General features: G+C 61.3%; 21 protein-coding genes. 14 read left to right on the top strand and 7 right to left on the bottom strand.

The genetic code is table 11. The features are described 5' to 3' along the window. Positions 1 to 11 precede the first annotated feature (11 nt). The 6 genes from HB676_RS10060 (at position 12) to HB676_RS10035 (ending at position 6775) form a co-directional block, all read left to right on the top strand. A complete protein-coding gene (locus HB676_RS10060) occupies positions 12 to 1520 on the top strand; it encodes an amidohydrolase (RefSeq protein WP_213737635.1) in 1509 nt (502 codons plus the stop codon). A gap of 136 nt (positions 1521 to 1656) precedes the next feature. Continuing rightward, positions 1657 to 2835 carry an ABC transporter substrate-binding protein gene (locus tag HB676_RS10055; protein ID WP_213737634.1) on the top strand — a complete coding sequence of 393 codons (1179 nt, stop codon included), beginning with the start codon at positions 1657 to 1659 and terminating at the stop codon, positions 2833 to 2835. Positions 2836 to 2854: 19 nt separating this feature from the next. Next, on the top strand, positions 2855 to 3730 hold the full coding sequence (locus HB676_RS10050) for a branched-chain amino acid ABC transporter permease (protein ID WP_213737633.1): 876 nt from the start codon (positions 2855 to 2857) through the stop codon (positions 3728 to 3730). Positions 3731 to 3741: 11 nt separating this feature from the next. After that, complete coding sequence (locus HB676_RS10045) at positions 3742 to 5559, top strand: branched-chain amino acid ABC transporter ATP-binding protein/permease (protein ID WP_213737632.1); 1818 nt, start codon at positions 3742 to 3744, stop codon at positions 5557 to 5559. Then, positions 5556 to 6263, top strand: coding sequence for an ABC transporter ATP-binding protein (locus tag HB676_RS10040; protein WP_213737631.1), 708 nt, complete (start codon positions 5556 to 5558; stop codon positions 6261 to 6263). The genes HB676_RS10045 and HB676_RS10040 overlap by 4 nt, the downstream gene beginning before the upstream one ends. Before the next feature lie 32 nt (positions 6264 to 6295). Further along, positions 6296 to 6775, top strand: coding sequence for a nucleoside deaminase (locus tag HB676_RS10035; RefSeq protein WP_213737630.1), 480 nt, complete (start codon positions 6296 to 6298; stop codon positions 6773 to 6775). Positions 6776 to 6805: 30 nt separating this feature from the next. On the opposite strand, the gene HB676_RS10030 is transcribed toward HB676_RS10035, so the two are convergent. The 4 genes from HB676_RS10030 to HB676_RS10015 all read right to left on the bottom strand — a co-directional run bounded on the left by HB676_RS10030 (position 6806) and on the right by HB676_RS10015 (position 12077). Beyond that, complete coding sequence (locus HB676_RS10030) at positions 6806 to 8296, bottom strand: amidase (RefSeq protein ID WP_213737629.1); 1491 nt, start codon at positions 8294 to 8296, stop codon at positions 6806 to 6808. Positions 8297 to 8354: 58 nt separating this feature from the next. Beyond that, the gene (locus tag HB676_RS10025; RefSeq protein WP_213737628.1) at positions 8355 to 9350 is read right to left on the bottom strand and encodes an ABC transporter permease; all 996 of its coding nucleotides are present in this window, start codon (positions 9348 to 9350) and stop codon (positions 8355 to 8357) included. After that, a complete protein-coding gene (locus HB676_RS10020) occupies positions 9350 to 10936 on the bottom strand; it encodes a sugar ABC transporter ATP-binding protein (RefSeq protein ID WP_213737627.1) in 1587 nt (528 codons plus the stop codon). The genes HB676_RS10025 and HB676_RS10020 overlap by 1 nt, the downstream gene beginning before the upstream one ends. 64 nt (positions 10937 to 11000) lie before the next feature. Next, the gene (locus tag HB676_RS10015) at positions 11001 to 12077 is read right to left on the bottom strand and encodes a sugar ABC transporter substrate-binding protein (RefSeq protein WP_213737626.1); all 1077 of its coding nucleotides are present in this window, start codon (positions 12075 to 12077) and stop codon (positions 11001 to 11003) included. Between the two features lie 249 nt (positions 12078 to 12326). Between HB676_RS10015 and HB676_RS10010 the strand changes: the two genes are divergently transcribed. The 8 genes from HB676_RS10010 to HB676_RS09975 all read left to right on the top strand — a co-directional run bounded on the left by HB676_RS10010 (position 12327) and on the right by HB676_RS09975 (position 20133). Beyond that, positions 12327 to 13271 carry a LysR family transcriptional regulator gene (locus HB676_RS10010; protein WP_213737625.1) on the top strand — a complete coding sequence of 315 codons (945 nt, stop codon included), beginning with the start codon at positions 12327 to 12329 and terminating at the stop codon, positions 13269 to 13271. Between the two features lie 81 nt (positions 13272 to 13352). Then, positions 13353 to 14159 carry a cysteine hydrolase family protein gene (locus tag HB676_RS10005; protein ID WP_249780155.1) on the top strand — a complete coding sequence of 269 codons (807 nt, stop codon included), beginning with the start codon at positions 13353 to 13355 and terminating at the stop codon, positions 14157 to 14159. Positions 14160 to 14499: 340 nt separating this feature from the next. Beyond that, positions 14500 to 15243, top strand: a complete 744-nt coding sequence (locus HB676_RS10000; RefSeq protein WP_213737624.1) for a spermidine synthase — start codon at positions 14500 to 14502, stop codon at positions 15241 to 15243. Between the two features lie 162 nt (positions 15244 to 15405). After that, positions 15406 to 16659, top strand: a complete 1254-nt coding sequence (locus HB676_RS09995; protein ID WP_213737623.1) for an ABC transporter substrate-binding protein — start codon at positions 15406 to 15408, stop codon at positions 16657 to 16659. 130 nt (positions 16660 to 16789) lie between these two features. Further along, positions 16790 to 17653: a branched-chain amino acid ABC transporter permease gene (locus HB676_RS09990; protein ID WP_213737622.1), complete on the top strand. Its 864-nt coding sequence runs from the start codon at positions 16790 to 16792 to the stop codon at positions 17651 to 17653. Continuing rightward, complete coding sequence (locus HB676_RS09985) at positions 17653 to 18645, top strand: branched-chain amino acid ABC transporter permease (protein ID WP_213737621.1); 993 nt, start codon at positions 17653 to 17655, stop codon at positions 18643 to 18645. The genes HB676_RS09990 and HB676_RS09985 overlap by 1 nt, the downstream gene beginning before the upstream one ends. Next, positions 18635 to 19417, top strand: coding sequence for an ABC transporter ATP-binding protein (locus HB676_RS09980; protein ID WP_213737620.1), 783 nt, complete (start codon positions 18635 to 18637; stop codon positions 19415 to 19417). The genes HB676_RS09985 and HB676_RS09980 overlap by 11 nt, the downstream gene beginning before the upstream one ends. Beyond that, complete coding sequence (locus HB676_RS09975) at positions 19414 to 20133, top strand: ABC transporter ATP-binding protein (RefSeq protein WP_213737619.1); 720 nt, start codon at positions 19414 to 19416, stop codon at positions 20131 to 20133. Before HB676_RS09980 ends, HB676_RS09975 begins: the two co-directional genes overlap by 4 nt. 46 nt (positions 20134 to 20179) lie before the next feature. Here HB676_RS09975 and HB676_RS09970 read toward each other — a convergent pair whose 3' ends face one another. The 3 genes from HB676_RS09970 to HB676_RS09960 all read right to left on the bottom strand — a co-directional run bounded on the left by HB676_RS09970 (position 20180) and on the right by HB676_RS09960 (position 25154). Continuing rightward, on the bottom strand, positions 20180 to 20698 hold the full coding sequence (locus HB676_RS09970) for an invasion associated locus B family protein (protein ID WP_346347314.1): 519 nt from the start codon (positions 20696 to 20698) through the stop codon (positions 20180 to 20182). Between the two features lie 110 nt (positions 20699 to 20808). After that, positions 20809 to 23985, bottom strand: a complete 3177-nt coding sequence (locus tag HB676_RS09965) for an efflux RND transporter permease subunit (protein WP_213737618.1) — start codon at positions 23983 to 23985, stop codon at positions 20809 to 20811. Next, positions 23982 to 25154 carry an efflux RND transporter periplasmic adaptor subunit gene (locus HB676_RS09960; protein WP_213737617.1) on the bottom strand — a complete coding sequence of 391 codons (1173 nt, stop codon included), beginning with the start codon at positions 25152 to 25154 and terminating at the stop codon, positions 23982 to 23984. Before HB676_RS09960 ends, HB676_RS09965 begins: the two co-directional genes overlap by 4 nt. Between the last annotated feature and the right edge of the window lie 53 nt (positions 25155 to 25207).

Genomic DNA, 25207 nt, shown 5'->3' with positions numbered 1-25207 from the left:
GATTCTCATCCATGGCGGACCATTTCACCATCATCCGGAACGGCCGCCTCGTGGATATTCGCCGGCGCGAGGCTGCTCCGGCAGATATCCTGATCGAGGGTGACAATATCCTGTCGATCGGCCCTGCCGGGATGGATGCGCCTCCGGATGCACGCATCGTTGACGCTTCGGATCGCGCGATGATGCCCGGTCTCGTCAATGCGCACGTTCATGGCCACGGAACCCTCGCCAAGGGAATGGTCGGCGACCGCTGGCCGCTCGAACTGTTTCTCAACGCAATGCCGGGGATGACCGGCCATCGCACTCTTGAGGACAAGTATCTTAACGGTCTGGTGGCGGCGGTCGAGATGATCCGCAAAGGCTGTACGACCTGTTATGACCTGTTCTTTGAGTTTCCCTTGCCGAGCCGCGATGGTCTGGCGGCGTTGGGAAAGGCCTATCAGGACGCCGGCATCCGCGCCGTGATCGCGCCAATGCTTGCCGACAAGACTTTGTATCAGGCCTATCCGGATCTGATCGACAACATTCCCGAGCCGTTGCGGGCGCAGGTGATTGCGTTCCAGCTCGCACCATATCAGGCGAGCGCCGATGCGCTCGAAGCGATCTATCAGGACTGGCCGTTCGACCGGGAACTAATCCGGCCCGCGATCGCGCCGACCATTCCTTTGCATTGCAGTGACGAATTCCTGGTTCGCTGTCGCGATCTCGCCCGTGACTATGAGCTGCCTCTGCAAACCCATCTTGCCGAGACAAAATCGCAGGCGATCATTGGTTTGCGCAAATATGGCCGCACGCTGACGGCGCATCTGGATCAGCTCGGCATGCTCGGTCCGCATTTTTCCGCGGCGCATGCGATCTGGCTCGACCGTGACGATCTCGGACGCCTGTCGGACAATGGCGCCTCGATCGTGCACGCCCCGGTGAGCAATATGCGGTTCGGGTCAGGACTGGCGCATCTGCGTCCGGCACTGGATCGCGGTATCAATGTCGGCATCGCGACCGATGCGACCAACAGTTCCGACCAGCTCAACATGTTCGAATCGACACGGTTGGCCGCGTTGATTTCGCGGGTGCAGACGCCGGATTTCGAGCAGTGGCTGGGTCCCGACGAAGTCCTGCATATGGCGACCGTCGGAAGCGCCCGCGCCATGGGTCTCGGCGGCAAGGTTGGCGAGATCGCGCCTGGTTTCAAGGCCGACATCGTGTTCCTCGATCTCGGCCACATCAACTACGTGCCGTGCCATGACATGATCACGCAGATCGTGTTCACCGAAAACGGTGGCGCGGTCGATAGTGTCATGATCGGCGGCCGCATGGTGCTCGATCATGGCCGGCTGACGACGATCGATGAAAAGAAGCTCCGGCGCGACGCCACCGCTGCTGCGGAGCGGCTGTTCACGGCCAACGCGCCGATGCGGTCATTCGCAAAAGACCTGCAATCGATCGTTGGCCATTTTTGTCACAACCTGGCGTGCGAACCCTATCACGTCCACCGGCTGGGATTGCCGCACGAGTCCTGAGCAAGCCGCGGTTGAGCCATCGCCGAGCTTTTGTCCTTGACAGGTAAAATGCCCCACGCCAGTATTCCTAGGAAGAAATCTTTTTTATTCGCAGTTGAGTGCCGGAAAGCTGCGTCCAACCAGAGGAATGGTACTCATGAAAAATTCTGCGCTTTCGACTTCATGGCGTGACGGGCGGCAGTGGCGATACGGTTCGGCCGTAATGCTTGGCCTGAGTCTGGTTGCGCTATCGTCCGGGCTTGCAAGGTCCGCCGATGCTTATCTCCCGATCGTCATGCCGATTACGGGCTTTCTGTCGGTCGAAGGCGGCAGCCAGCGAAATGGCGCCGTGATGGCGCTGGAGCACGCGCCCGGCGGCAAGACGATCGACTATCCGGTCTTCGATACGGGCACTTCGGCGACAGGCGCCGCTACCGCGCTCGACAAGGCGCTGAGCAACGGTAAGCCGATCGCGGCTGCGGTTTCGGTGTTCGGCACGGAGATGGTGGCGATGATGCCGGTCGCGGCGGAATACAAGGTTCCGCTGCTCACGATTTCTGGTCTGGCCAAGATCACCGAGAGCGATAATCCCTATATCTTCCGTTTCCTGCCCAATGACCGCGAGATCAAGGTAGCGCATGCGCGTTACGTGGTCGAAAAGTTGAAGAAGACCAAGATCGCGCTCATCAGCGACACGACCGCGTACGGGCAGGGCGGCTTTGCTTTGCTCAAGGAGGACTTCACCAAGCTCGGCGTCAAGCCGGTCTACGAGGACTCATCGATCGCGCCGGACACCAAGGACATGTCGCCGCTGCTCGCCAAGGTGAAGGCATCGGGCGCCGACGCCATCGTCGTGCATTCGGTGGCCGCGCCGATGGCGTTGATCGTCAAGCAGGCCAAGGCGGCGGGGATTACGTTGCCGATCATCAACAGTTCGTCGATCGTCGAACCCACCGCGACCGCGCTGTTCGAACCTGCCGAACTCAAGGATGTTTGCGCCGAAACGCCGTCGGCGCCCGAGACCCGCGCCACGCCCAAGATCAAGGAATGGGCCGACGCTTACAAGACGCGGTTCGGGCTGGAGCCCGACGGTCTTGCGCTCGGCCAGTATGACGGCGTGATGATGGCGCTGACGCTGATCGCCAAGGGCGCCAAAACGCCTGAGGATCTGCGTGCGGCCTTGCAAAAGGAGACCTATGAAGGCGTCGCCATGACCTACAAGTCCAACGGCAAGGGTGATCTTTCCCACGACGCCGAAATCGTCTGCTGGGACGGCACCAGCCGCATTCCCAAGGTCGTCGAGCACTACGCCGGCCCGGACATGGTGTTGAAGTGAGCCCGCTACCGGCCCGGCCGTGATTACATTCCTTCAACTCGTAATCAACGGTTTGGCTCTCGGCGCAGCCTATGCGCTGGTCGCACTTGGCTTTGTCTTCATCGTCAATGCGACCGGCGCGGTTAATTTCGCCCATGGTGATCTGGTGATGGCCGGCGGCTACGCCGCCGTCGGCCTCGGTTCGCTGGCGCAAATTCCGGCTGTGTACTTCCTGCCGCTTGTCGCTGTCATCATGTTCGTGCTTGGCGTCGCGCTGGCGCTGCTCGCGTATTTTCCCCTGATCAACCGGCCGCCGTCGACCGTGTTCATCAGTACGTTGTTGTGCGGCATCATCCTGCAAAACGCATTTGTGGTGCTGTTCGGTCCGCAGGCGCATGCGGCCCCGCCGCTCCTGAAAAGCGGTGTCGCTCATTTCGGCGAGATCGAGATCAGCGTCCAGGCTATCGGCACGATGGTGGTGGCTGCGATCCTGATTGCTTCGCAGTATCTGCTGTTCACCCGCACCCAGATCGGACGCCGGCTGCGCGCGACGGCTGAAGATCGTCAGATGGCGCAGGCCGTCGGCATTCCGGCTTTCGCGCTGATCGCGGCGACCTTCGGCCTTGGCACCGCGTTGGCGGGCATCGCCGGCGCGCTGCTGGCCAACCAGTTTTTTGTCTATCCGACCGGTGGAATTCCGCTCAGCGTCTATGCCTATATCGCCGTCGTCATCGGCGGCTGGGGCAGCATCGCAGGCGCTGTGATCGGTGCCATGATCATCTCGCTGTTCCAGGTCGTGGTGTCGGCCTATGTATCCTATGCGGCGGCGACAGGTTTGCTCTACGTCACGCTTCTCCTGATCTTCGTTGTTCGCCCGCAAGGTATCTTCGGCGAACGCGTTCAGCGCCGCGCCTGACCAGACGGGAGATGTCGGTTTTGCTGTCCTGGTTTCTATCCGGCATTCGGCTCCCGCTTGTGCTCGCAACTGCGGCGCTTGCGGCCGACGCGCTGTTTTTTGCCAATCCATATGATATGCGGATTCTGACGCTGTGCGGAATCTATGCGCTGCTGGTGCTCGGCTTCCAGTTCGTGTTCGGTCACGCCGGCGCGGTGTCGCTGGCGCAGGCGACTTTCTTTGGAATCGGCGGGTACATCACCGGCATTGTCGCGACGCATTTCGGAGCGGGGTTCCTGGTGACTTTCCCGTTGTCGATCGCGGGGCCGGTGCTGCTCGCCGTCGTCGTCGGCGTGCCCGTGCTCAAACTTGAAGAGCATTATTTTTCGCTGGCGACGCTGGGCATCGGGCTTGTGGTGTTATTGCTCGCCATCCAGTGGAGCGACATCACTGGCGGCACCAACGGTCTGCCCGGTATTCCATCGATCGATCTTGCCGGCCTCGTTTTGTCGGACCGGCGATCGGTTTTGTATTTCGTGTGGGGGCTGGTCATTGTTGGTTGCCTGATTTCCTATCAGGTGACACGGGGGCTTTACGGTCAGGCCTTCCATCTGATGCGCGAGGATCGGGTCGCGGCGTCGGCGCTGGGGCTCAATATCGCCCATCTGCGATTCGCCGCTTTCATTCTCAGTGCCGCCTATGGCGGCGCCGCGGGCGCGCTGATGGCGCATGTGATTCATGTCGTATCGCCCGAAAATCTCGATCTCGCTTTAATGGTGACGTGTCTCACCATGACCGTAATTGGCGGCCGCACGCGTATTGCCGGCGCGATTCTGGGAGCAATCCTGATCGTCCACTTACGTGAATGGTTTCGCGTCCTCGAGAACTATTACATGATCGCCTACGGGCTCGCGGCGTTATCGGTTCTTATCCTCGCGCCTTATGGTCTTGTCGGTGCAATCGAGCGGCTACGCGCGATGCTTTTCGGGCGCTCGCCTGGCCCAAAGCCGCCATCGGTCTCGGAGCAGGCGCCGCAGGCCGCGCCTGCGGGCCATTACGATCATATTCTCGCAGCGGAGAACGTGACGCTGGCGTTTGGTGGGGTGCGGGCGCTTGATGGCGTCAGCTTCACTTTGCGGGACGGCGAGATTGTCGGCCTGATCGGACCCAACGGTTCGGGAAAGACGACGCTGCTCAACGTCATCTCAGGCCTTTATGTGTGCGACCAGGGGCAGGTGACTTTTCGCGGTCGGGACATCACCGGGGCGCCGGCCCACCTCATTTCGCGACGCGGCATCGCGCGGACGTTCCAGCATATCCACTTGGTCGATGATCTCAGCGCGCTCGATAACATCGCGCTGGCGCGCGCCGGGATCGATGGCGCGGGGCTGTTAAAGGCGATCTCGACAGTCGGCCACGATCGCCTGCTCGAGCGGGCGCGCCGTATCGCCATGGCGGCAGCCGAGCGGCTGGGTATTACGAGTGTCGTGATGGAGCCTTGCGGAGGTTTGCCCTACGGCACGCGTCGGCGTGTGGAAGTTGCTCGCGCCATCGCGACCGGACCGGCGCTGGTTCTGCTGGATGAGCCAGCCGCCGGTCTCAATGAACAGGAGCAACTCGATCTCGCCGAGCGGATCAAGACGTTTGCCGCTGACGGAATCACCGTAGTTGTGGTCGAACACAACCTGGTATTTCTTGCGGCGCTGGCCGAGCGCCTGATCTGCCTCGATCGCGGCAAGGTCATCGCCGCCGGATTGCCCGATGCCGTGCGGCGCGATCCGGCGGTGATCGAGGCTTACCTGGGATTGGGCGCGTCCGAACCCATCCCGATCGCGGCGGGTGCGCCATGAGCGGGCTACTCGAGATCGACAAGCTTTGCGTGTGGTACGGGCCTGTGTTTGCGCTCAAGGACGCCACGCTTTCGGTGGGCAGCGGCGAGGCGGTGGCGCTGATCGGTGCGAATGGCGCCGGCAAATCCACCTTGTTCAAGTCCATCGTTGGTTTCCTGCGCCCGAAGAGTGGAGCGCTACGCTTTCTGGATCGCGACGTCACGGGGCTGCGAACCGAACAGCGGATTCGCCTGGGTGTCGGTTATTCACCGGAGGGCCGGCGGGTGTTTCCGGGGCTGACGGTGCGCGAAAATCTCGAAGTCGCGGTCTTTGCCGGCAAGGCCGAGCGCGCGCGCCGCGTCGACCGCGCCTTCAGCCTGTTCCCGCAACTGGCCACACGGCAGGAAGCCTTGGGGTGGCAGCTATCCGGTGGTCAGCAGCAGATGCTGGCGATCGGTCGCGCGTTGATGGGTCAGCCGCGCCTGTTGCTGCTTGACGAGCCGTCACTGGGATTGTCGCCCAAACTGGCGGACGAAGTGCTGGCCGGGATCAGGGGGATCGTGAAGGATGGCACCTCGGTGCTGCTGGCAGAACAGAATGTCGGCAAGGCGCTGGCCTGCTGCGATCGCGCCTACGTGCTCGAAGTAGGCAAGATCGTGCTGGCCGGCACCGCAGCGGCCTTGCGCGACACCGAGGAGGTCAAGCGGGCGTTTCTCGGAGGTTAAAGCCGGACAGGACTTTTCGAAGGAGACAAGGGATGTATGAAACCAAATATATGCGGCGGGTGCTTGTACTCGCGCAGCGCGGCATGGACACCGGTCATGGTGGCCCGTTCGGCTCGGTCATCGTCAAAGATGGCGAGATTGTCGGCGAAGCCCACAACGAGGTTCTTTCCAGCAACGATCCGACCGCGCACGCCGAACTGCTGGCCGTTCGTCGCGCCAGCGCCAAGCTCAAAACCTTCAACCTCTCCGGATGCGAGCTTTATACCAACGGCGCGCCGTGCTGCATGTGCATGTCCAGCATGCTGTGGGCACGCGTGGATCGCGCTTATTACGCTCTATCCATGGACGACTCGCGCGACATCGGCCTTGGCGATGAGCCGTTCTACGAAGAACTCGCCCGTCCGCTCAACAGCCGCCAGATCATTCCGATGGTGCAAAACCGGGAACTGGCCGGCGAGGCGAGGGCGATCTACGAGGCGTGGGTATCCAAGCCGGACAAGGTGTCGTTCTGATCATCTGCCGCCTCAGCCCGTTCCGTGAAGTCAAAGGGCGGGCGTGCTCGGCGGCGGCCGGCGATAGCGGGTTGCCTGTTCAAAGGCATAGCCGACCTTGAACAGATCGGGCTCGTGATAGGGCAATACCACCATCTCGATCCCCACCGGCACGCCCGCGGTCGTGAAGCCGGCGGGCAGGCAGATCGATGGCAACCAGGTTTGCGCCGCGATCAGCGTGTTGGTCGGAAATCCCAAGACCGGCCAGCGGCCGTTGCGAAGCTCTTCGCGCGTCGGCGGCAGCACCTGGCAGGGCGGGAAGCAAATCGAGTCCAACCGATTGTCAGCCATGATCTTGACGACGGCGCGCTGGAAAGCGTCCCTGGCCGCCAGCTTGCGATAGTAGGCCGGATCCTCCTCGGGATGGGCAGGGCCGGTCATGATGTCGTCGATCAGGTCGAGATTTTTATGATACTTCCCGTCCTTGTAGATCGCGTCGATCGACGAATAGGGCAATGACGGGCGCGACGACAGGAACTTGTTGATGTCGTGCCGCGAGTGCGTGATGTAGAGCGAGGTTTCGACAACGAAGTCCATCAAATTGGGCAGGCTGACCTCGACGATCTCGGCTCCGGCGGATTTGATCTGCGCGATGGCGGCGCGAACCACTTTGTTGACTTGTGCACAATCCGGATCTTCGTCGCTGCCGAACGCCTCCTTGAGCACGCCGATCCGGGCGCCTTTCAATCCATCCGGGTTCAGGTTTTGGGTATAGCTGCCCTTGTGGTCGGCGATCACGAAGGCAGTCGTGTAGGGATCCTGCGGATCGTAACCGACCAGCGTATCGAGCAGGATCGCGGTATCGGTTACCGTTCGGCCCATCGGCCCGGCGGTATCCTGGAAAACCACCAGCGGCGATAGCCCGGCCCGGCTGATAAGACCTGGCGTGACGCGCACGCCGACAAGATTATTGAAGCTGGACGGCAATCGGATCGATCCGCCGGTGTCCTCGCCAATGCCAACCGTCGCCAGATTCGCTGCGATGGCAGCGCCGGTGCCGGCACTGGAGCCGCCGGGATCGCGATCGAGATCATAGGGGTTCTTGGTTTCACCGTTGACGGAGGAATAACCGAACCACGATGTCGCGAAATCCGGCAGCGCCGTCTTGCCCAGGATGATCGCGCCCGCCGCTTTCATCTTGGCGACGATGGTGGCGTCCTTTTCAGGAATGTAGCCTGAAAGACCCACGCAGCCGAAGCGCGTCTCGATACCCTTGGTCTCGGCCTGATCCTTGACGGCTACGGGAATGCCATGCAGCGGACCGCTCAGCGCTCTCGTTGTAGCAAATTTCGTATCCAGGGCGGCGGCCTCTTCGAGTGCGGCCGGATTGAGTTTCACAAAAGCATTCAACGCCGGACCGCTCTGGTCGTAGGCGGATATGCGGTCCAGATAGGCTTGCACCAGCTGAACGCAGGTCAGTTGCCCGGAAAGATAGGCCGCGTGAATTTCGCGGATGGAGGTTTCTTCCAACGTGAAACTCATTTCGAACTCCGATCGTTAGTGAGAAGAAGACAGTGGCCCGCAGACTATCTGGTTCAGTTCATTTGGCCCGCACCAGGCGGGTCAGGCCGGTGTCGAGCGCGAGCGCCGCAACGATGATCGAACCCTTAATGATCGACTGGTAGTACGGGCTGATGTCGAGCAGCACGAAGCCGTTTGAGATGGTCGCAATGATCCCGAGGCCAACGGCGGTTCGCCACATCGCGCCCGAGCCGCCCGAGAGTGAAGTCCCGCCAACGACAACGATCGTCAACACATCGAAGATAATCCCGGGATCGAGATTGGCTTGCGCCGAGCTGAGCTGCGATGCCGCAATACAGCCAGCAAGACCGACGCAGCCGCCCATCAGCACATAGGCACTGGCGACCACCGCCCTGACCCGTATGCCGGACAAGCGGCTAGCTTCATAATTTCCGCCCACCGCATAGATGGCTTCGCCATAGATGGTTCGGGCGAGAACGAAACCGAAGAAAACCAGGAAGATCACGAGCAACATCCCGGAATAGGGGATTCCGTGCCAGCGACCTGCCCCGAGAATCCCGAAATCGTCATTGTTGACCAGAAACGCCGCGTTCTGGGTCAACACCAGCGCCACGCCGTTGATGATGAAGCCGCTGCCGACCGTCGTAATGAAAGGATTGATGCGAACCACAGCCACCAGGATGCCGTTTGCGAGCCCGAACACCAGACCGACCGCGATCGCGGCTGCGAATGAGACCGACGGTGCGTGATTTTGTCCGACATAGGCCGCAACGACCGCACACAGCGAATAGGCTGACGCGACCGACAGATCGAATCCGCCCGTGAGAATCACGAAGGTCATGCCGACAGCCATGATCCCCGCGGGGGCCCATTGCGACGCCATGTTGAAGACGTTTTGTTGCGAAATGAACGCCGGGTTGCCGATCGTGACCACGGCCAGCAACAAAACCAGCGTGAGAATGATGCCATAGACCCTGATCAACGTCGGCAGTTGCGCGCGCCAATTGGCGGTCTGCCGAGCCGGGGCTGAGGCAAGGATGTCCGCGTCGCTCATCAACTAACTCCCGCGTCGCTAGCGCGGCTTTCGACCGCGAAGATCAAATTCAGTATTCGTTCAACCGTGGCATCGTGGCCATCGAGAATGTCGATCTGGCGACCGCGCGCCATCACAAGGACGCGGTCGGAATGCTCGACCACTTCTTCGAGATCGGACGAGACCAGAATAACCCCCATACCCTGATCGCTGAGCCGGCGGATGGCCTGAAAGATTTCCTGCTTGGCGCCGAGGTCGATGCCCCTTGTCGGTTCGTCAAGCAGCAGGATCCTGGGCTTCCGGTTGAGCCATTTTCCAAGCACGAGCTTTTGCTGGTTTCCTCCCGACAGATTGAGCGCTTCGGCATCAAGCCGCTCGGGATTGAATCCGAGTTGCCGGGCGAGGGCCGTGCCGCGCTCGCGCGTCTTGCTCCGATCGATGACGGGCCCGACGGCCACGGCGGGAAGATCGGCCAGCATCAGATTGGACAAGGACGAGCGCGAGAGAACCAGGCCCTGGCGTTTACGGTCCTCCGGGGCGAGAACGATGCCGCGTCCGATCGCCTCGCGAATGGTTCGTGGCCAGGGGCAGTCCACGCCCACAAAGCGCATCGATCCCTGTGCTGAAGGTTCAGCTCCGGCGATACAGCGCAGCACCTCGGTGCGTCCGGCGCCGACCAGGCCCGCGATGCCCAGAATCTCACCTTCATGAAGTCCGAATGACAGGCCCGACACGCGGCCGGGCAGGGCAAGATTGCTAACATGCAACAGTTCCTGGTCCGACGCATGGGTCCGCTTGCTGCCCGGGACGATCTGGACATCGCCAAGCATGGCCTGAACCAGCGTGTCCTTGGTCCAGTTCGCCGCGGTCCGGGTTTCGACCAGCAGGCCTTCCCGCATCACGGAGACCCGGTCGCTTAATTGCAGGACCTCATCGAGATCGTGCGAAATAAAGATGATCGCCACGCCGCTTTCCTTGAGGCGACCGATCAGTTCGTAGAGCCTCGCGCGCTCGTAAGGCCCGAGCGGCGCCGTCGGCTCGTCCATGATCAGTACGTTCTGATCGGTCTGTACAGCTCGCAGGATCTCGATCATCTGCTGATTGGCCACCGACAGCGAGCCCGCATTCGCATGCGGCGGGATCTTCAGGCCCATCCATTCCGACAGTTCGGCAAAGCGGCGCTCCATCCGCCGTTTGTCGGTGACGAAAAATCGGCTCGGAACCTTGCCGAGAAAAGCGTTGGAAAGAACCGACATCTCCGGGATGATCGTCAGTTCCTGATAGATGGCGGCGATCCCGGCGCCGCTCTGCAACCGGGGATCGTCGAACAACAGCGGCGAGCCCTGCACCTCGATCTCGCCGGTGTCGGGCACGCTTGCCCCCGACAGCATCCGGATAAAAGTCGATTTACCTGCGCCATTGGCGCCGACAAGCCCGTGAACTTCTCCGCTCAGAAGCTCAAAATTGATCCCGCGCAGTGCCTGCACGCCCGGAAACGATTTCGACACATTGCGGACGCGGATCGCGACGGTCGAATTGGAATCACGCTTGCGTATCGGTATGTTCCGGGGCGCTGCGGTTCCGCTCCCGATGACTTGCTCGCTCACCAATCTCCTTGCTCCCTCCGGCGTGCGGGATAGATGGGCCCGCACGCACGAGTGTTCATCCAGCTCAGTAAACCGGCTTGTATTTGTCGACGTTGTCTTGACCGATGAAGACGGTGCCGGTCGAGTTGACGATCTCGGGGAGCAGGGCCTCGTCGATGTGGGCGTTGATCGGCTTGCCGTCCAGCGCCATCATCAGCGCGGCGGCGCCGTAATAGGCCTCCTGGTAGGGAAGGTACGCCATCGTGGAGGCCCATTTGCCGGACTTGACCTTGTCGACGCCGACCTTGGTAGCGCCGCCGGAGAAGATGTTGACGTCCTTGCCCGGTGTCTTGCCGGCGGCCACGACGGCCTGCTCCACGCCGCGTGACATATCGTCCCAGGACGAGATGACGATATTGATGTTCGGATGCGCCAGCAGCGCGTCCTGAATTTTTTTCAGCGCGATGCGCGGATCGAAATTGGCGGGCTCATCGACGACCACCTTGACGTTGGGATATTTGGCCGCGGCCTTCTTGATCGCGTTTTCCCAATAGGTGAACAGATCGGAGCCGACAAAGCCGCCAACCGCTGCGACCTCACAGTTTCCTTTGCAGGTGGCGAAGGCGTGATCCATCATGTTGTCGAAATGATAGGGGCCCTGCATCGTGAGCGTGGCGGCAAGCCCGGGCGTATAATCCGGATCGCCGCACATCGCGATATCGATCGACACCACCGGTTTGCCGGTGGGCTTTAGCAAGCGGTTGTAGAGACCACATCCCGGCTGCGCCGCGGCTGGCCCGAACAGATAGCCTTCGAAGCCTTCCGTCACCGCATTCTCGACGACCTTCGCCTGGGTCGCCGGGCTGAAATTCGCATCGAATATCTTGAATTCGAAACCGTATTTCTTTGCCGCGTCCTTGAGGCCTTCAAGGCGCGCCAGACAATAGGGATTGTCCACGCATTCGGTGAGATAGGCGATCCGGTATTTCTTCTTCGGCGTCGTGAAGGACTTGTCGTAATCGACGACGGCTTTCGCGGCCGGAGACATTTCCACGGCGCTCGCCTTGATATTGCTGCCCGCGAGGCCGGCGATGAAAACGAGTGCGACAGCAAAGGCGCGAGCGACCCTGCCGCATGCTGCATTTTCGAATTGGTGCGTCATTCTCGTTCCTCTGCGATCATTGGTTGTATTCATTCGCTAATGAAAAAGCGGCTGCTTTGCTGATGGCGTGGCGCGAGAGTGAAGCTGAGGCTATGTGTTTGTAAACTTGCGTTTTACGATCTATGATCTCGGAAATTCCGAGCGATCGTCGGCTAAGAATGATGCAGCGGTGCAGAAATATGCTTCATGAATAGGCTGGAGGCGGGCAGCACGTATGATCTTCAATCGCTCCATGGACCCCATCGGTTCATGGCTTCTGTCACGTTCCGTCAAATTCGCTATTTCGTCGCGGTGGCTGAGACCGGGAAGATCAGCACCGCCGCTTCCATGGTCGGCATTTCACCATCCGCAGTGACCGAGGCGATCGGGGAACTCGCCGCCGTGTCTGGAATAAAACTGTTCGAGCGCCATCCGCGCGGACTGACGCTTACCTATGAAGGCCACCGTCTGCTCGCGCATTGCAGGAACATTCTTTCTGCCGTCGAGAGCGCCGGTTACGCCATGACGGGGCCGATCAACGATATTTCGGGTCGTATCCAGCTCGCCGTTACCATCACGATCAGCGGATATTTTCTGGCGCCCTTGCTCGCCCGCTTTCATCAGCGTTTCCCCGCCATCGAAGTATCGATCCAGGAAGTGAAACGCAGCGGGATCGAAGCCGGTCTTGTTTCCGGAAAATATGAACTTGGGCTGATGCTGGTGTCGAACCTGTCCGAGCACGCCAATTTGGTCAGTCACACCCTGGTCCGCTCGATGCGTCGGCTCTGGCTGCCACCCAAGCATCCGCTGGTTGACGCCGAAATCATCACGTTGGAGGACGTGGCCCGGCAGCCCTACATCCAGCTTCTGATCGACGACGCGGAAAGCTCGACTCATTCCTACTGGAGTGCGCACAGGCTTGAACCCAACATCGTCGTGCGAACCGAGTCGGTTGAGGCCGTGCGAGGTTTGATCGCGTCCCGTAACGGAGTCACGATCCTGTCCGACATGATGTATCGGCCATGGTCGCTCGAAGGAGACCGGATCGAGGTTCGCGAGGTTGCGGCGGACATCCCAACCTTGAATGCCGGTATCGCTTGGCCCCGCGCCAAAGCGCTCAGCCTCGCGGCCGAGACCTTTGTCGAATTCTGCCGGATCGAATGCGAGAGCGGCCGGATCGGTGGCCGCCGCCAGATGCCGATCGAACGCGGGTGAGGCCGGTCTGTGCTGCTTGGCACATGCCTTGCTTAGATGACCCCTGAAACAGCGCCTTTGCAGCATTCAGGGAGAAGCGAGATGGCAGCGAAATCAATGTCCATGGCAACGACCAAAGATGATGCGGGCATGGCGCAGATTGGCGATGGCGCTTACACGTGGAAAGTGAGCCCCACGCATGTCGATCTCTCGATGCCGCCCGCGACGCCGGTCTTGGCGACGATCGCCGCGGAACCGCAGACGATCACGATCGATCTCAAGCGCTCGGCCATGATCGTGGTCGACATGCAGAACGATTTCTGCGCGCCGGGAGGCTGGGTCGATTGGCTTGGTGCCGACCTCAGTCCGGAACGCGCGCCGATCAAGCCGCTGCAGCGCCTGCTTCCCGCACTTCGCGCGACCGGCGTTCCGATCATTTGGCTGAACTGGGGCAACCGTGCGGATCGCAAGAACCTGCCGCCGACCACGCTGTATGTTTTCAATCGCGACGGCAACGGCATCGGCATCGGTGGCGAGCTGCCGGGCAATGGCGCGCATTTGCTCGAGAAGGATAGCTGGTCGGCTGCGGTCGTCGACGAGCTGGAACAGCTTCCGGAAGATATCAAGGTCGACAAATATCGCATCAGCGGTTTTTGGGACACGCCACTCGACAGCATTCTCAAGAACCTCGATGTGAAGACGCTGTTCTTTAGCGGCGTCAACACCGATCAATGCGTATTGCACTCGCTGACCGACGCGCATTTCCTCGGCTACAATTGTGTGCTCGTGGAAGATTGCTGTGGAACGACATCGCCCGACTTTTGCCGCGAGGCAACGCTTTGGAACGTCAAGTTCTGTTTTGGTTTCGTGACCGATACGAACCAGATCATGGAAGGGCTCGCGTCTTAGCTGTCTTCCGATCAATAAACGGTTTTGCAAACGCTTCGGTAGTTCCCGGCAATAGCCGGATTGAAACGGGAATGGTCTGCAAAACCACCCTCGGCTATGTCGGTGTGCCTCAGAAATCGATAGGCTGCCGTTACGGCATCTAACTATTACCAAACAAATTCAATGGCTTGTCGGCCTATGAGACGGCGTGGCGGAGCGCCGTAAAATCCCGTCTAAGCGAATGCCGTTCCGTCCGTTCAATCCGGGCTTGGCAAGCACGGGACGATGCTGCTCTGGTGGGGAAGCTACGGCGGTCCGTGGCCATGGGCGACGGGGTCAGTCGCGGGCAGGGCGGTCAGGCATGAGCGTGAATTTCGAAGAGCTGGATTTTCGCCCGACCCCGATGGGCGTGCTTAGCCTGCGGCGCCGAAAGTCGCCGTCTTCCGGTATCGACATTTATGAAATCAAGCTCGGCGACGAATTCCTGATGTCGAGCCTGTTCACCGTCGCCGAGGTAGAACTCGCGCGGCTTGGCCTCGCAGCCCTTCTGCGCACCAATGTCGATGTCGTCGTCGGCGGCCTCGGGCTCGGTTACACCGCGTTGGCGGCGCTCGAAAATCCGCGGGTGAACTCACTGATCGTGATCGATGCGCTGGCTGAGGTGATCGAATGGCACGAGCAGGGATTGCTTCCGCTCGGCGAGCAACTCACGAAGGATCGGCGATGCCGCCTGGTTCATGGCGATTTCTTCGCGCTGTCGCATTCGACCGCCGGTTTTGATCCCGGCATGCCGGGGCGCCGCTTCGATGCGGTGCTGGTGGATATCGATCATTCGCCGCGAAATCTACTGCATCCGCGCCATGCCGCACTTTACGAACCGGAAGGACTGGCGCGGCTCGCTTCGCATCTCAATCCCGGCGGCGTTTTCGCGCTGTGGTCGAACGACCCGCCGGATTCCGCGTTCGAGCATGTGATGGCAGGTACCTTCGCGACGTCGGCGGCGCATGTCGTGACCTTCGACAATTGGCGGGGTGAGCACGACGCGAGCAACACCGTCTATGTTGGCGTCAAGTCGGATATGGCCGCCGCGGCACCCGCCGGCTGAAGTCTCGCGACAAGAGCGCGCAAGCGACCCCGCAAACTTGCCCCTGCCAATCCGGCGTGCAATGTTGAACAGGCCAAAACAAGGGAATCCACTGGCGGCAACGCCTCGGGCATCCCGGCCTCAGAGCCTGGCATCGGGTGGGACTTCCAGGAGATCATCAGTATGAGATTTAAGCATATCATCGGGCTGCTGTGCGCCGCCTCGATTTCCGTGATGCTGGCGGGGCATGCCTTCGCGCAGGAAAAGACCGTCAAGATCGGCGCGGTCTATCCGTTGAGCGGCAACGCGGCCAGCGCGGGCGTTCATGCCAAGGCCGCGATCGAAGTCGCGATGGATATCATCAACAATCCCCATCCGGAATTCGGCAATTTTCCGCTGGCCAAGAACGCCGGTCTCGCGGGCCTCGGCGGCGCCAAGGTCGAGGTAGTGTTCGCCGACAACCAGGGTAGCCCCGCGACCGGACAGAACCAGGCCTTGCGGCTGATCACGGAAGAGAAGGTGGTGGCGCTCACCGGCTCTTATCAATCCGGCATCACACTGACGGCAAGCGCGATCGCCGAGAAATACGGAATTCCGTTCGTCAACGGCGAGTCGGTCGCAGCCAACCTCACCGAGCGCGGTTTCAAATGGTTCTTCCGGGTCACGCCGGTGGCGGCGGATTTCGCCAAGATCTATTATGAGTTCCTCAAGGACATGAAGGCCGCCGGCGTCAAGACCGATAGCGTCGCGCTGGTCCATGACAACACGGAATACGGCACGTCAGTCTCGAGCGTGATCACCAGCGTATTCAAAGACAACGGCCAGAGCATCGCACTCGATATCGCCTATGCCGTCAACGCGACCGACGTGCAGAGCCAGATACTGCAGCTCAAGGAGAAGAAGCCCGACGTCGTGATCATGATCGCCTATGCGTCCGACGCGATCCTGTATGCGAAGACGATGCAAGCACTCGACTACAAGCCTCCTATGATCATCGCCGACGATTCCGGTTATTCCGATCCGTCCTTCATCAAGTCGGTCGGCAAGATTTCGCAAGGAGTCCTCAACCGTTCGTCGTGGAGCGTCGGCCCTCCGGGATCACCGACCGCGCTGATCGCTGAAATGTATAAAAAGAAGAGTGGCGACGAGATGGACGATACCGCGGGGCGTCAGATGCAGGCGTTCTTCGTGCTGTGTGGGGCGATCGATCGTGCGGGTTCGACCGATCCCGCCAAGATCCAGGCGGCCTTGAAGGCCACCGATCTGAAGCCCGATCAGTTGATGATGGGTTACAAGGGCATCAAGTTCGATGAGAAGGGTCAGAACGTACTGGCCTCGGGCCTCGTCATTCAACTGCAAGACGGTGAAAATTATGTCGCGGTCTGGCCGAAAGCCAATGCCGAGAAAACGCCGGTCCTGCCTTATAAAGGCTGGTGAGAGTTGGGCGGCGGGCAGGGGTCCCGCCGCCACCTGCTTTAGTTGACTTGCCTTACTTGAATTGCACTTGCTTCATTCGATCCATCGCATCGTCATCTCAGAGACTTAACCCGCAAGATCTCCCGCCGGCATGTCCTCCATTCTTGTTCAGGTGATTGTCGGCGGCCTTCTATTGGGTGCCGTCTACGCGTTGTTCTCCTCCGGCCTCACGCTGGTCTGGGGCATGATGAACATCGTCAATTTCGCGCATGGCGACTTTGTAATGCTCGGCATGTATGTGGCGTTCGTGGTGTGGACGCTGTTCGGCGCGGGTCCCTGGGCGGGTGCGCCGCTGGCCGCGCTGGTACTGGCGACGCTTGGCGTCGTCGTCTATTTCGGGCTGATCCGCGACATCATGAAGGGGCCGATGCTGGCCCAGATTCTCGGCACCTTCGGGCTCGCGCTATTGCTGCGCTATTCGGTGTTCTGGTGGTTTGGCGCCAACTTCCTGTCGCTGCCTGAAAATCTGGTCGGCGGCACTTTTGAGGTCGCGGGCTTGCGCATCCAGGCATCGCGACTGCTGGCCGGCGCGGTCGCCTTGCTGGTGACGCTCGGCCTGCATCTGTTGCTGACGCGTACATCATTGGGATCGAAGATGCTGGCGGTCGCGGAAGATTCCACGGCGGCGCAGTTGATGGGGATCCGGCCCGATACCATGCAGGCCATCGCCTGGGCGATTGCCGCAGGCGCCACGGGTCTGGCGGGCGCGCTGATCGCGACGTTCTTCTATATCGTGCCGACTGTCGGCGAGACGCTCGGCATTGTCGCCTTTGTGACGGTGTCGCTGGGTGGTTTCGGCAGCGTGCCCGGCGCGCTGGTGGCGGGGCTGTTGATCGGTGTCATCGAGTCCTTGTCGGGATACCTGATCGGGCCCGTGTACAAGGACATGGTGGTGTATTCGCTGTTCCTCGGTTTCCTCTGGTTCCGGCCGCAAGGCTTGATGGGCAAATCCTGATGCGACGCCTGTTGTGGCTCTCGGTGGTGCTGGCGCTGGTCGTCGCCTATCCCCTGTTGTTCTCGACGCCATTCCAGCAGCGGCTCGGCGCGCTGGTGCTGCTCTATGCGATCGCGGCCTCGGCCTGGAACATCGTCGGCGGTTATGCCGGCCAGGTGTCGGTCGGACACGTCGTGTTCTTTGGCTGCGGCGCCTATGCCGCGATGGGCGCTTACGCGCATTTCGCCCTGTCGCCGCTGGTTGGCATTCCCGTCGGCATCGTTATCAGCGTGGCGATTTCGGCCATCATCGGCGTACCGACGTTGCGGCTGTCGGGCCATTATTTCAGCATGGCCACCATCGCGGTGGCCGAGCTGGTCCGGCTGATCGTCACCAACACTGGATATCTCGGCGCCGCGGTCGGGCTGAGCGGGCCGACCGTGCCACGCAACGTCTTCGATCTCTCCTTCATCTCGGCACTGCCGTATTATTATCTGTTCCTCGCGGTTCTGGCGTTGACGCTCGGGATCACCTGGTGGATCGCCAACAGTCGGATGGGATTTTATCTCCGCGCGATCCGAGACTCCGAACGCGCCGCGCGCTCGCTGGGCGCGCCCGCCAGCCGTACCAAGCTCTATGCTTTCATGCTCAGCGCCGGTCTCACCAGCGTCGCCGGCGCGCTCTATGCGATGATGTTCGGCTTCGTCGATCCCGAGTCCGGACTTGGCATCCTGATCTCGGTGAAGATGCTGATCATGGCGGCGCTCGGCGGGGCCGGCCTGCTGTTCGGTCCATTGGTAGGTGCGGCGATCCTGGTGCCACTGGAAGAGATTTCCAACAATCTTTTGGGCGGCAAGGGCGCCGGGCTGACGTTTGTGCTCTACGGCGCGATCATCGTGCTGATCGCGCGGTTCCAGCCCGGCGGCATCTTGATGCTGGTGAAGCGGATGATCGCGAAGCGACGCAGCAAGCTGCCGAGTGCCGAGGCGAGGGGAGCCGCGCATGCCCCCTGACGGCTGTCTCCTGGAAGCGCGTGACGTCACTAAAGCCTTTGGCAGTTTCAAGGCTGTCGACGCCGCCTCGGTGAAGCTGGCGCAGGGCGATATTCTCGGCCTGATCGGCCCGAACGGCGCCGGCAAATCCACCTTCTTCAACTGCCTGACCGGTGACCTGCTGTCGACATCCGGCACGGTCCTGTTCGACGGCCATGACATCACGGCACTGACGCCCGAAGCCCGCGCACAACTCGGCCTCGCGCGCACCTTCCAGGTGCCGCAGACATTCGAGAGCATGTCTGTGCTGGAGAACGTGATGATCGGCGCGTTTCTGCGCACGCCGCATCGCTCCGAAGCCGAAGCGCGGGCGCGCGCCGTGCTGGAGCGCGTCGGGATGAGCCGGCTGGCGGATGCGCCGGCGCGCTCGCTGGGTACACCGGGCCGCAAGCGGCTCGAAATCGCCCGCGCGCTGGCGACCGAGCCCAAGGTATTGCTGCTCGATGAAGCCATGGCAGGCCTCACCCAGCGCGAAGTGCAACTTGCGATCGATCTCGTGCGTGACATCCATCGTTCCGGCATCACGCTTGTGATCGTCGAGCACATTATGGAGGTGATCATGTCGCTGGCGACCCGCGTCGTGGTGTTTCACCAGGGCCGGGAGATCGCGCAGGGCAGTCCGCGTGACGTCACGGGCAACCCCGCCGTCATCGAAGCCTATCTCGGCAAGCGCGCGGCCAAGGCCGCCGCGGCGCATACCCCGATCGAGCTGATGGGTGGGCCCGCGACATGACCGCGCCCTTGCTCAAGATCGAGCATCTGGAGGTTCGATATGGCGACCTGATCGGGGTCTCCGATGTGTCGCTGGAGGTGCCTGAGGGCAGCGTGGTGGCGCTGCTCGGCTCCAACGGTGGCGGCAAAACCACCGTGCTCAACGCGATCGCCGGCCTGATCCCGGTTCATGCCGGATCGATCGGGTTTCGCGGGCAGCAGATCGGCGGTCAGAGCGCGTTTGCGATCGTGCGCCAGGGTCTGGCCTTGTCGCCGGAAGGCTGGCGGCTGTTTGTGCAACAGAGCGTCGAGAACAATCTGCGGCTCGGCGCGACTCCGTTGCGCGACAAGGCGCGCGCGGCGGCGCTGCTCGATCGCGTCTACGAGATCTTCCCGAAACTGGCGGAGCGCCGCAGTCAGCGTGCCGGTACCATGTCCGGCGGCGAACGTCAGATGCTGGCGGTCGGACGCGCCTTGATGAGCGACCCCAAGCTTCTGATGCTGGATGAGCCGTCGCTGGGTCTGGCGCCTGCGGTGGTCGAGTCGATGTACGAGACCTTCGGCCGGCTGCACAAGGAAGGGCTGACGATCCTGCTGGCCGAACAATCCATCGAACTCGCGCTCGAGGTTTCGGATTTCGCGACCGTCCTGCAAGTCGGCAAAAGCGTGCTGTCGGGCACCGCGGCCGATCTCGCACACGATCCGCAGGTGCAGAAGGTCTATCTCGGCACCGGCTAATCCCACGACGTCCGCCGGCGGATGGCCGCGGCGCGATGCCGTTCGATTATTTTATCTTGTCGTAAGCGGCGGCGAAATCAGCCAGCGGAATTGGAATGGCGATGGTTTCCTTGGCCATGTCCTGGAACGACACCTTCAACTGCTTTCCCGACTTGAGAGCGGCCAGCAGATCGGGCGCAATCACCGTGCTGGTGTAGCAGCCACGATTTTCGCAGGTCTGGATCTGCAGATCGACCGCCTTGCCGTCATCCACCTGGATTTTCACGCCGACCGGCAGATTGAGCCCGAGCGGCAATTGCACCAGCGCCACCGGCGTGTGGGTGTCGCCGGGCACGCGGATATTGATCAGCACGATCAGTTGTCCGGTCTTGGTGAGAACGGCGCTTTGTTCGATCGCGCATTCGAGCGGAGCGTCGCGGCTGACGCTGGAGCAGCGCACGGCCCAGCCGGGGGCGGCAGGGGGAGTCGCAGACGCCGTCCCGGCAACGGCTGGCGGCGTTGCAGGCACCGGCGCGCTCTGCGCCGTGCTCCTCGATTTGGGAGCCTGGGCGAAGCTGTGGTCGATCGGACCAAAGGCCAGAAGAGCCACGAGGACTACAAATTTAAAAGATATTTTCACTGGCCAGCCTCCGGGATCAATGCATCCCGATGCGGTGGCCAGCAATTAAAGTCAAGTCACTCGGCGGCTTCCTTGACCGCGCTGTGCTCGGCGATGTCGTCACCCTCGTCATTCTTCGAGCGTCCCCAGCCCGCAAACGCGTTCGAAAGCCTGTCGAGATAAAGATAAATCACGGGCGTCGTGAACAGCGTGAGCGCCTGGCTGACGATGAGACCGCCAACCATGGCGTAGCCGAGCGGCTGGCGAATTTCCGATCCGGTGCCGGTCCCCAGCATCAGCGGCACGCCGCCGAGCATCGCCGCCATCGTCGTCATCATGATCGGACGAAACCGCAGGATGGCGGCCTTTCGGATCGATTGTTCCGGCGACAGATGCTCGTCGCGCTCGGCAGAGATCGCGAAGTCGACCATCATGATGCCGTTCTTCTTGACGATGCCGATCAGGAGGATGATGCCGATCAACGCGATCAGGCTGAAGTCGTATCCAAACGCCATCAGGATCGCGAGCGCGCCGACGCCAGCGGAGGGAAGCGTCGACAGAATCGTCAGCGGGTGAATGTAGCTTTCATAGAGAATGCCGAGGATCAGATACACGACCACCAGCGCCGCCATGATCAGCAGTGGCACAGTGCCGAGCGACTGCTGGAACGCCTGCGCGGTACCCTGGAAGCTTGAGTTGAGCGTGGCGGGCGTACCGAGTTCGGCCATCGCCCGTTGCACGGAGTCGGTCGCTTGCCCAAGTGCCGCGTTCTGCGCGAGGTTGAAGCTGATCGTGATCGCCGGAAACTGGCCCTGATGGCTGATCGAGAGCGAGCGCACCGGCACGTTGGTCCAGGTCGCGAATGTCGCTAGCGGCACCTGTTCGCCTGTTAGTGGCGACTTGATGTAGAGTTTGTTGAGCGTGTCGATGTTGCCCTGCAGCTCCGGCAGGATCTCCAGGATCACGTGGTAGCTGTTGAGCTGCGTGAAATATTGCGTGACCTGGCGCTGTCCGAACGCGTCATACAGCGTGTCGTCGATCAGTTGCGGCTGAATTCCATAGCGCGAGGCGGTGTCGCGGTTGATCTTCAGCTGAAGCGTGGTGCCTTCCGTCTGCTGGTCGGTGGCAACGTCGCGCAACTCCGGCAGCGTTTTCATCTTGGCCAGAATCTTCGGCGCCCACTCGTTGAGTTCGTCGAGATTGGCATCCTGCAGCGTGAACTCGAATTGCGTTCGAGTCGGCCGGCCGCCGAGCCGCACGTCCTGCGCGGCCTGCATGAACAGGCGGGCGCCCTGGACCTTTTCGAGCTGCGGACGCAGGCGCGAGATGATCTGCTGGGCGGAGACGTCGCGTTCATTGCGCGGTTTCAACTGCATGAACACGCTGCCGTTGTTACCGGCGCGGCCGTTGCCGCCGATCGCCATCGCCACCGAGTCGACGGCGGGATCGGCCATGGCGATTGCACCAAGAGCCTCCTGCCGCCGCTTCATTTCTGCAAAGGAGATGTCCTGCGCCGCTTCGGACGTGGCGGTGATCAGGCCGACGTCCTGTTGAGGGAAGAAGCCCTTCGGAATGATGACGAACAGATAGACCGACAATCCCAGCGTCGCGAAGAAGATCACGAGCGTCGTCAACCGCCAGCGCATGGCAAGGTCGAGACCGCTCTCATAGGCGTGCAGCATCGCGTCAAAACCGCGCTCGCTCCACTGATAGAGCTTGCCGTGCTGCTGGTTTTCGTTGTGCGCGCGCAGGAAGCGGGATGCCATCATCGGCGTCAGCGTCAGCGACACCACCATCGACACGAAAATGGTCATGGTCAGCGTGACGGCGAATTCGCGGAACAGGCGTCCGATGATGCCGCCCATCAGCAAGAGCGGGATCAGCACCGCGACCAGCGAAATACTGATCGAGACGATGGTGAAACCGATTTCGCTGGCGCCCTTGAAGGCGGCCGCCATCGGCTTCTCGCCTTCTTCGATATAGCGCGTGATGTTTTCCAGCATCACGATGGCGTCGTCGACCACGAAGCCCACCGCGATGGTCAAAGCCATCAGGGACAGGTTATCGAGCGTGTAGCCGAATACCCACATCAGTGCGCAGGCGCCGAGCAGGGCGAGCGGCACGGTCACGGTCGGAATCACCGTTGCCCAGAAACTTCGCAGGAAGATGAAGATCACCATGACGACGAGCGCGATGGTCAAAAGCAGCGTGAACTGGACGTCCTCGACGGCGGCGCGGATGGTCTGGGTACGATCGCTGATGACCGCGATCTGGATCGCGGGCGGGATCGCCGCCACCAGCCTCGGCAGCAGCGACTTGATCTTGTCGACGGTGTCGATGACGTTGGCGCCCGGCTGTTTGTAGACCACCAGGAACACGCCCCGCTTGCCGCCAGCCCAGGCCGCTTGCTTGGCGTCCTCCGGCCCCATGATCGCCTGACCGATGTCGCGAATCCGCAACGGGCCGCCATTGCGATAGGCAATGATGACGTCGTTCCATTCTTTCGGATCCAGCATCTGGTCATTGGCGTAGATCGTATAGGCGCGGGTCTCGCCGTCGATGTTGCCCTTCGGACTGTCGGTCGTGGTGATGTTGATCGAGGCGCGGACGTCTTCCAGCGACAGGCCTTTGGCGACCAGTTTGGCGGGATCGACCTGAACGCGGATCGACGGTTTTTGCTGGCCGCCGATCGTGACCTGCGCCACGCCGGAAATCTGGCTGATCTGTTGCGCAAGCTGAGCATCGACGGCGTCGCTGACGGTCGTCAATGGCAGCGTGTCTGACGTCGCCGACAACAGCAGGATCGGCGAATCCGCCGGATTGACCTTGCGATAGGTCGGGGGCGAGGGGAGGTTCTTGGGCAACTGACCGCTGGCGGCGTTGATGCCGCCCTGGACGTCGTTGGCGGCGCCGTCGATACTGCGGTTGAGGTCGAACTGGATCGTGACGGAGGCCGTCCCGAGGTAGCTCGTCGAGGTCATCTGGGCGATGCCCGGAATCTGCGCGAATTGCCGCTCCAGCGGCTGCGCGACCGACGATGCCATGGTTTCAGGGCTCGCGCCCGGCAACGTTGCGGTGATCTGGATGGTGGGGAAGTCGACCTGCGGCAGCGGCGCGACCGGCAGCAGCGGATAGGCCACGAGGCCGACAAACAGAATGCCGGCCATCATCAGCGACGTGCCGATAGGATAGCGAATAAACGGCGCTGAAATGCCTTCGCCGGTTCCCGTCGTTCCTGTCGGAGCGTGGCTCATTCTTGTCGTACCTTGGGTTGCGCCGGATCCGAGCTGGCCACAGCAGTGCTGACGAGCGTGCCAGCCTGCACTTTGTATTGGCCCGCCGTGATGACCTTCTCGCCGGGCGATAGACCGGTATCGACCACCGAGCGTCCGTCGATCGACTGGCTGACCTTGACCTTGCGCAACTCAGCCTTGTTGTCCTGGTTCACGATAAACGCGTAGAGGCCTTCGGTGCCGTGCTGGATCGCCTCGTCGGGAACCACGGTGGCGCCCTTTAGCGTCTGCACCAAAAGCCGCGTCGAGACGGACTGGCCAGGCCATAATGCGTGGTTCTTGTTATCGAACACGGCTTTGAGGCGAATGGTTCCACTGGTGGAGTCGACCTGATTGTTGACCACCGCCAGTTTTCCTTCTGCGAGGGGCTTCTTGCCATCCGTTGTAATCGCGATGGTCTTGAGCGGCTGAATCGCCTGTGCCTCGTTTATATAGGGTAATTGATCTTCCGGCGCGGTGAAAATCACGGAAATCGGCTCGATCTGGGCGATCGTTACAATCCCGGTCTGGGTCGCCGCATTGACGATGTTGCCGATATCGACCTGGCGCAGGCCGACGACGCCCGAGATCGGCGCCTTGACGGCGGTATAGTCGAGTTGGGTCTGGGCGTTGGAAATGGCCGCGGTGTCGGCAGCGATCTGTGCCGTCAACTGTTGAACGGTCGAGCGCTGGGTATCGAGCTGCTGCCGGGTCGCGAATTCGCCGAGCTTGGTGTAGCGCTGCAAATCCAGATTGGCGTTGGCCAGATTGGCCTCGTCCTGTTCTTTCTTGGCTTTGGCCTGATCCAGCGTGGCCTGATATGGCCGGGGATCGATTTCAGCGAGCAGGTCGCCCTGGTTGACCTCCTGGCCTTCCTTGAAAGCGATTTTATCGATCTGGCCATCGACGCGCGTGCGCACGACAACGGTGTTAAAGCCCTGCACGGTTCCTAGCCCGGTCAAATAGACCGGAAAGTCGGATTTCTGGACCGGCGCGACGGCTACACGGACAGCAACACGGGCCGCAGCCTTTTGCGCGTTGGCGGCTGCCGCAGCCCGGTCCTCGCCCTGATAGCGCTGCCAGCCGTAATAGCCCGCTGCGCCCGCGACCAGGAGCACCAAAACCCAAGTTGTCGTCCGTGACTTTTTCATGTCAGCCCGTTCAGCCCTGCTAGTTCAAAAATTTAGAGTACCGGGTCTTCAAA

It is taken from the genome of Bradyrhizobium sp. dw_411 (assembly GCF_018449695.1).
GTDB lineage: Bacteria > Pseudomonadota > Alphaproteobacteria > Rhizobiales > Xanthobacteraceae > Bradyrhizobium.
Note: the sequence above shows the minus strand (reverse complement) of the source record. Positions and strands in the feature narration are given on the sequence as shown.

Coding starts and splice junctions, on each gene's coding strand:
- HB676_RS10055 (WP_213737634.1), top strand. CDS start 1,657: ATGAAAAATTCTGCGCTTTCGACTTCATGGCGTGACGGGCGGCAGTGG.
- HB676_RS10010 (WP_213737625.1), top strand. CDS start 12,327: ATGGCTTCTGTCACGTTCCGTCAAATTCGCTATTTCGTCGCGGTGGCT.
- HB676_RS09975 (WP_213737619.1), top strand. CDS start 19,414: ATGACCGCGCCCTTGCTCAAGATCGAGCATCTGGAGGTTCGATATGGC.
- HB676_RS10035 (WP_213737630.1), top strand. CDS start 6,296: ATGTATGAAACCAAATATATGCGGCGGGTGCTTGTACTCGCGCAGCGC.
- HB676_RS10030 (WP_213737629.1), bottom strand. CDS start 8,296: ATGAGTTTCACGTTGGAAGAAACCTCCATCCGCGAAATTCACGCGGCC.
- HB676_RS10025 (WP_213737628.1), bottom strand. CDS start 9,350: ATGAGCGACGCGGACATCCTTGCCTCAGCCCCGGCTCGGCAGACCGCC.
- HB676_RS10045 (WP_213737632.1), top strand. CDS start 3,742: ATGTCGGTTTTGCTGTCCTGGTTTCTATCCGGCATTCGGCTCCCGCTT.
- HB676_RS09985 (WP_213737621.1), top strand. CDS start 17,653: ATGCGACGCCTGTTGTGGCTCTCGGTGGTGCTGGCGCTGGTCGTCGCC.
- HB676_RS09965 (WP_213737618.1), bottom strand. CDS start 23,985: ATGAGCCACGCTCCGACAGGAACGACGGGAACCGGCGAAGGCATTTCA.
- HB676_RS10015 (WP_213737626.1), bottom strand. CDS start 12,077: ATGACGCACCAATTCGAAAATGCAGCATGCGGCAGGGTCGCTCGCGCC.
- HB676_RS09995 (WP_213737623.1), top strand. CDS start 15,406: ATGAGATTTAAGCATATCATCGGGCTGCTGTGCGCCGCCTCGATTTCC.
- HB676_RS10060 (WP_213737635.1), top strand. CDS start 12: ATGGCGGACCATTTCACCATCATCCGGAACGGCCGCCTCGTGGATATT.
- HB676_RS10040 (WP_213737631.1), top strand. CDS start 5,556: ATGAGCGGGCTACTCGAGATCGACAAGCTTTGCGTGTGGTACGGGCCT.
- HB676_RS10005 (WP_249780155.1), top strand. CDS start 13,353: ATGGCAGCGAAATCAATGTCCATGGCAACGACCAAAGATGATGCGGGC.
- HB676_RS10000 (WP_213737624.1), top strand. CDS start 14,500: ATGAGCGTGAATTTCGAAGAGCTGGATTTTCGCCCGACCCCGATGGGC.
- HB676_RS09980 (WP_213737620.1), top strand. CDS start 18,635: ATGCCCCCTGACGGCTGTCTCCTGGAAGCGCGTGACGTCACTAAAGCC.
- HB676_RS09990 (WP_213737622.1), top strand. CDS start 16,790: ATGTCCTCCATTCTTGTTCAGGTGATTGTCGGCGGCCTTCTATTGGGT.
- HB676_RS09960 (WP_213737617.1), bottom strand. CDS start 25,154: ATGAAAAAGTCACGGACGACAACTTGGGTTTTGGTGCTCCTGGTCGCG.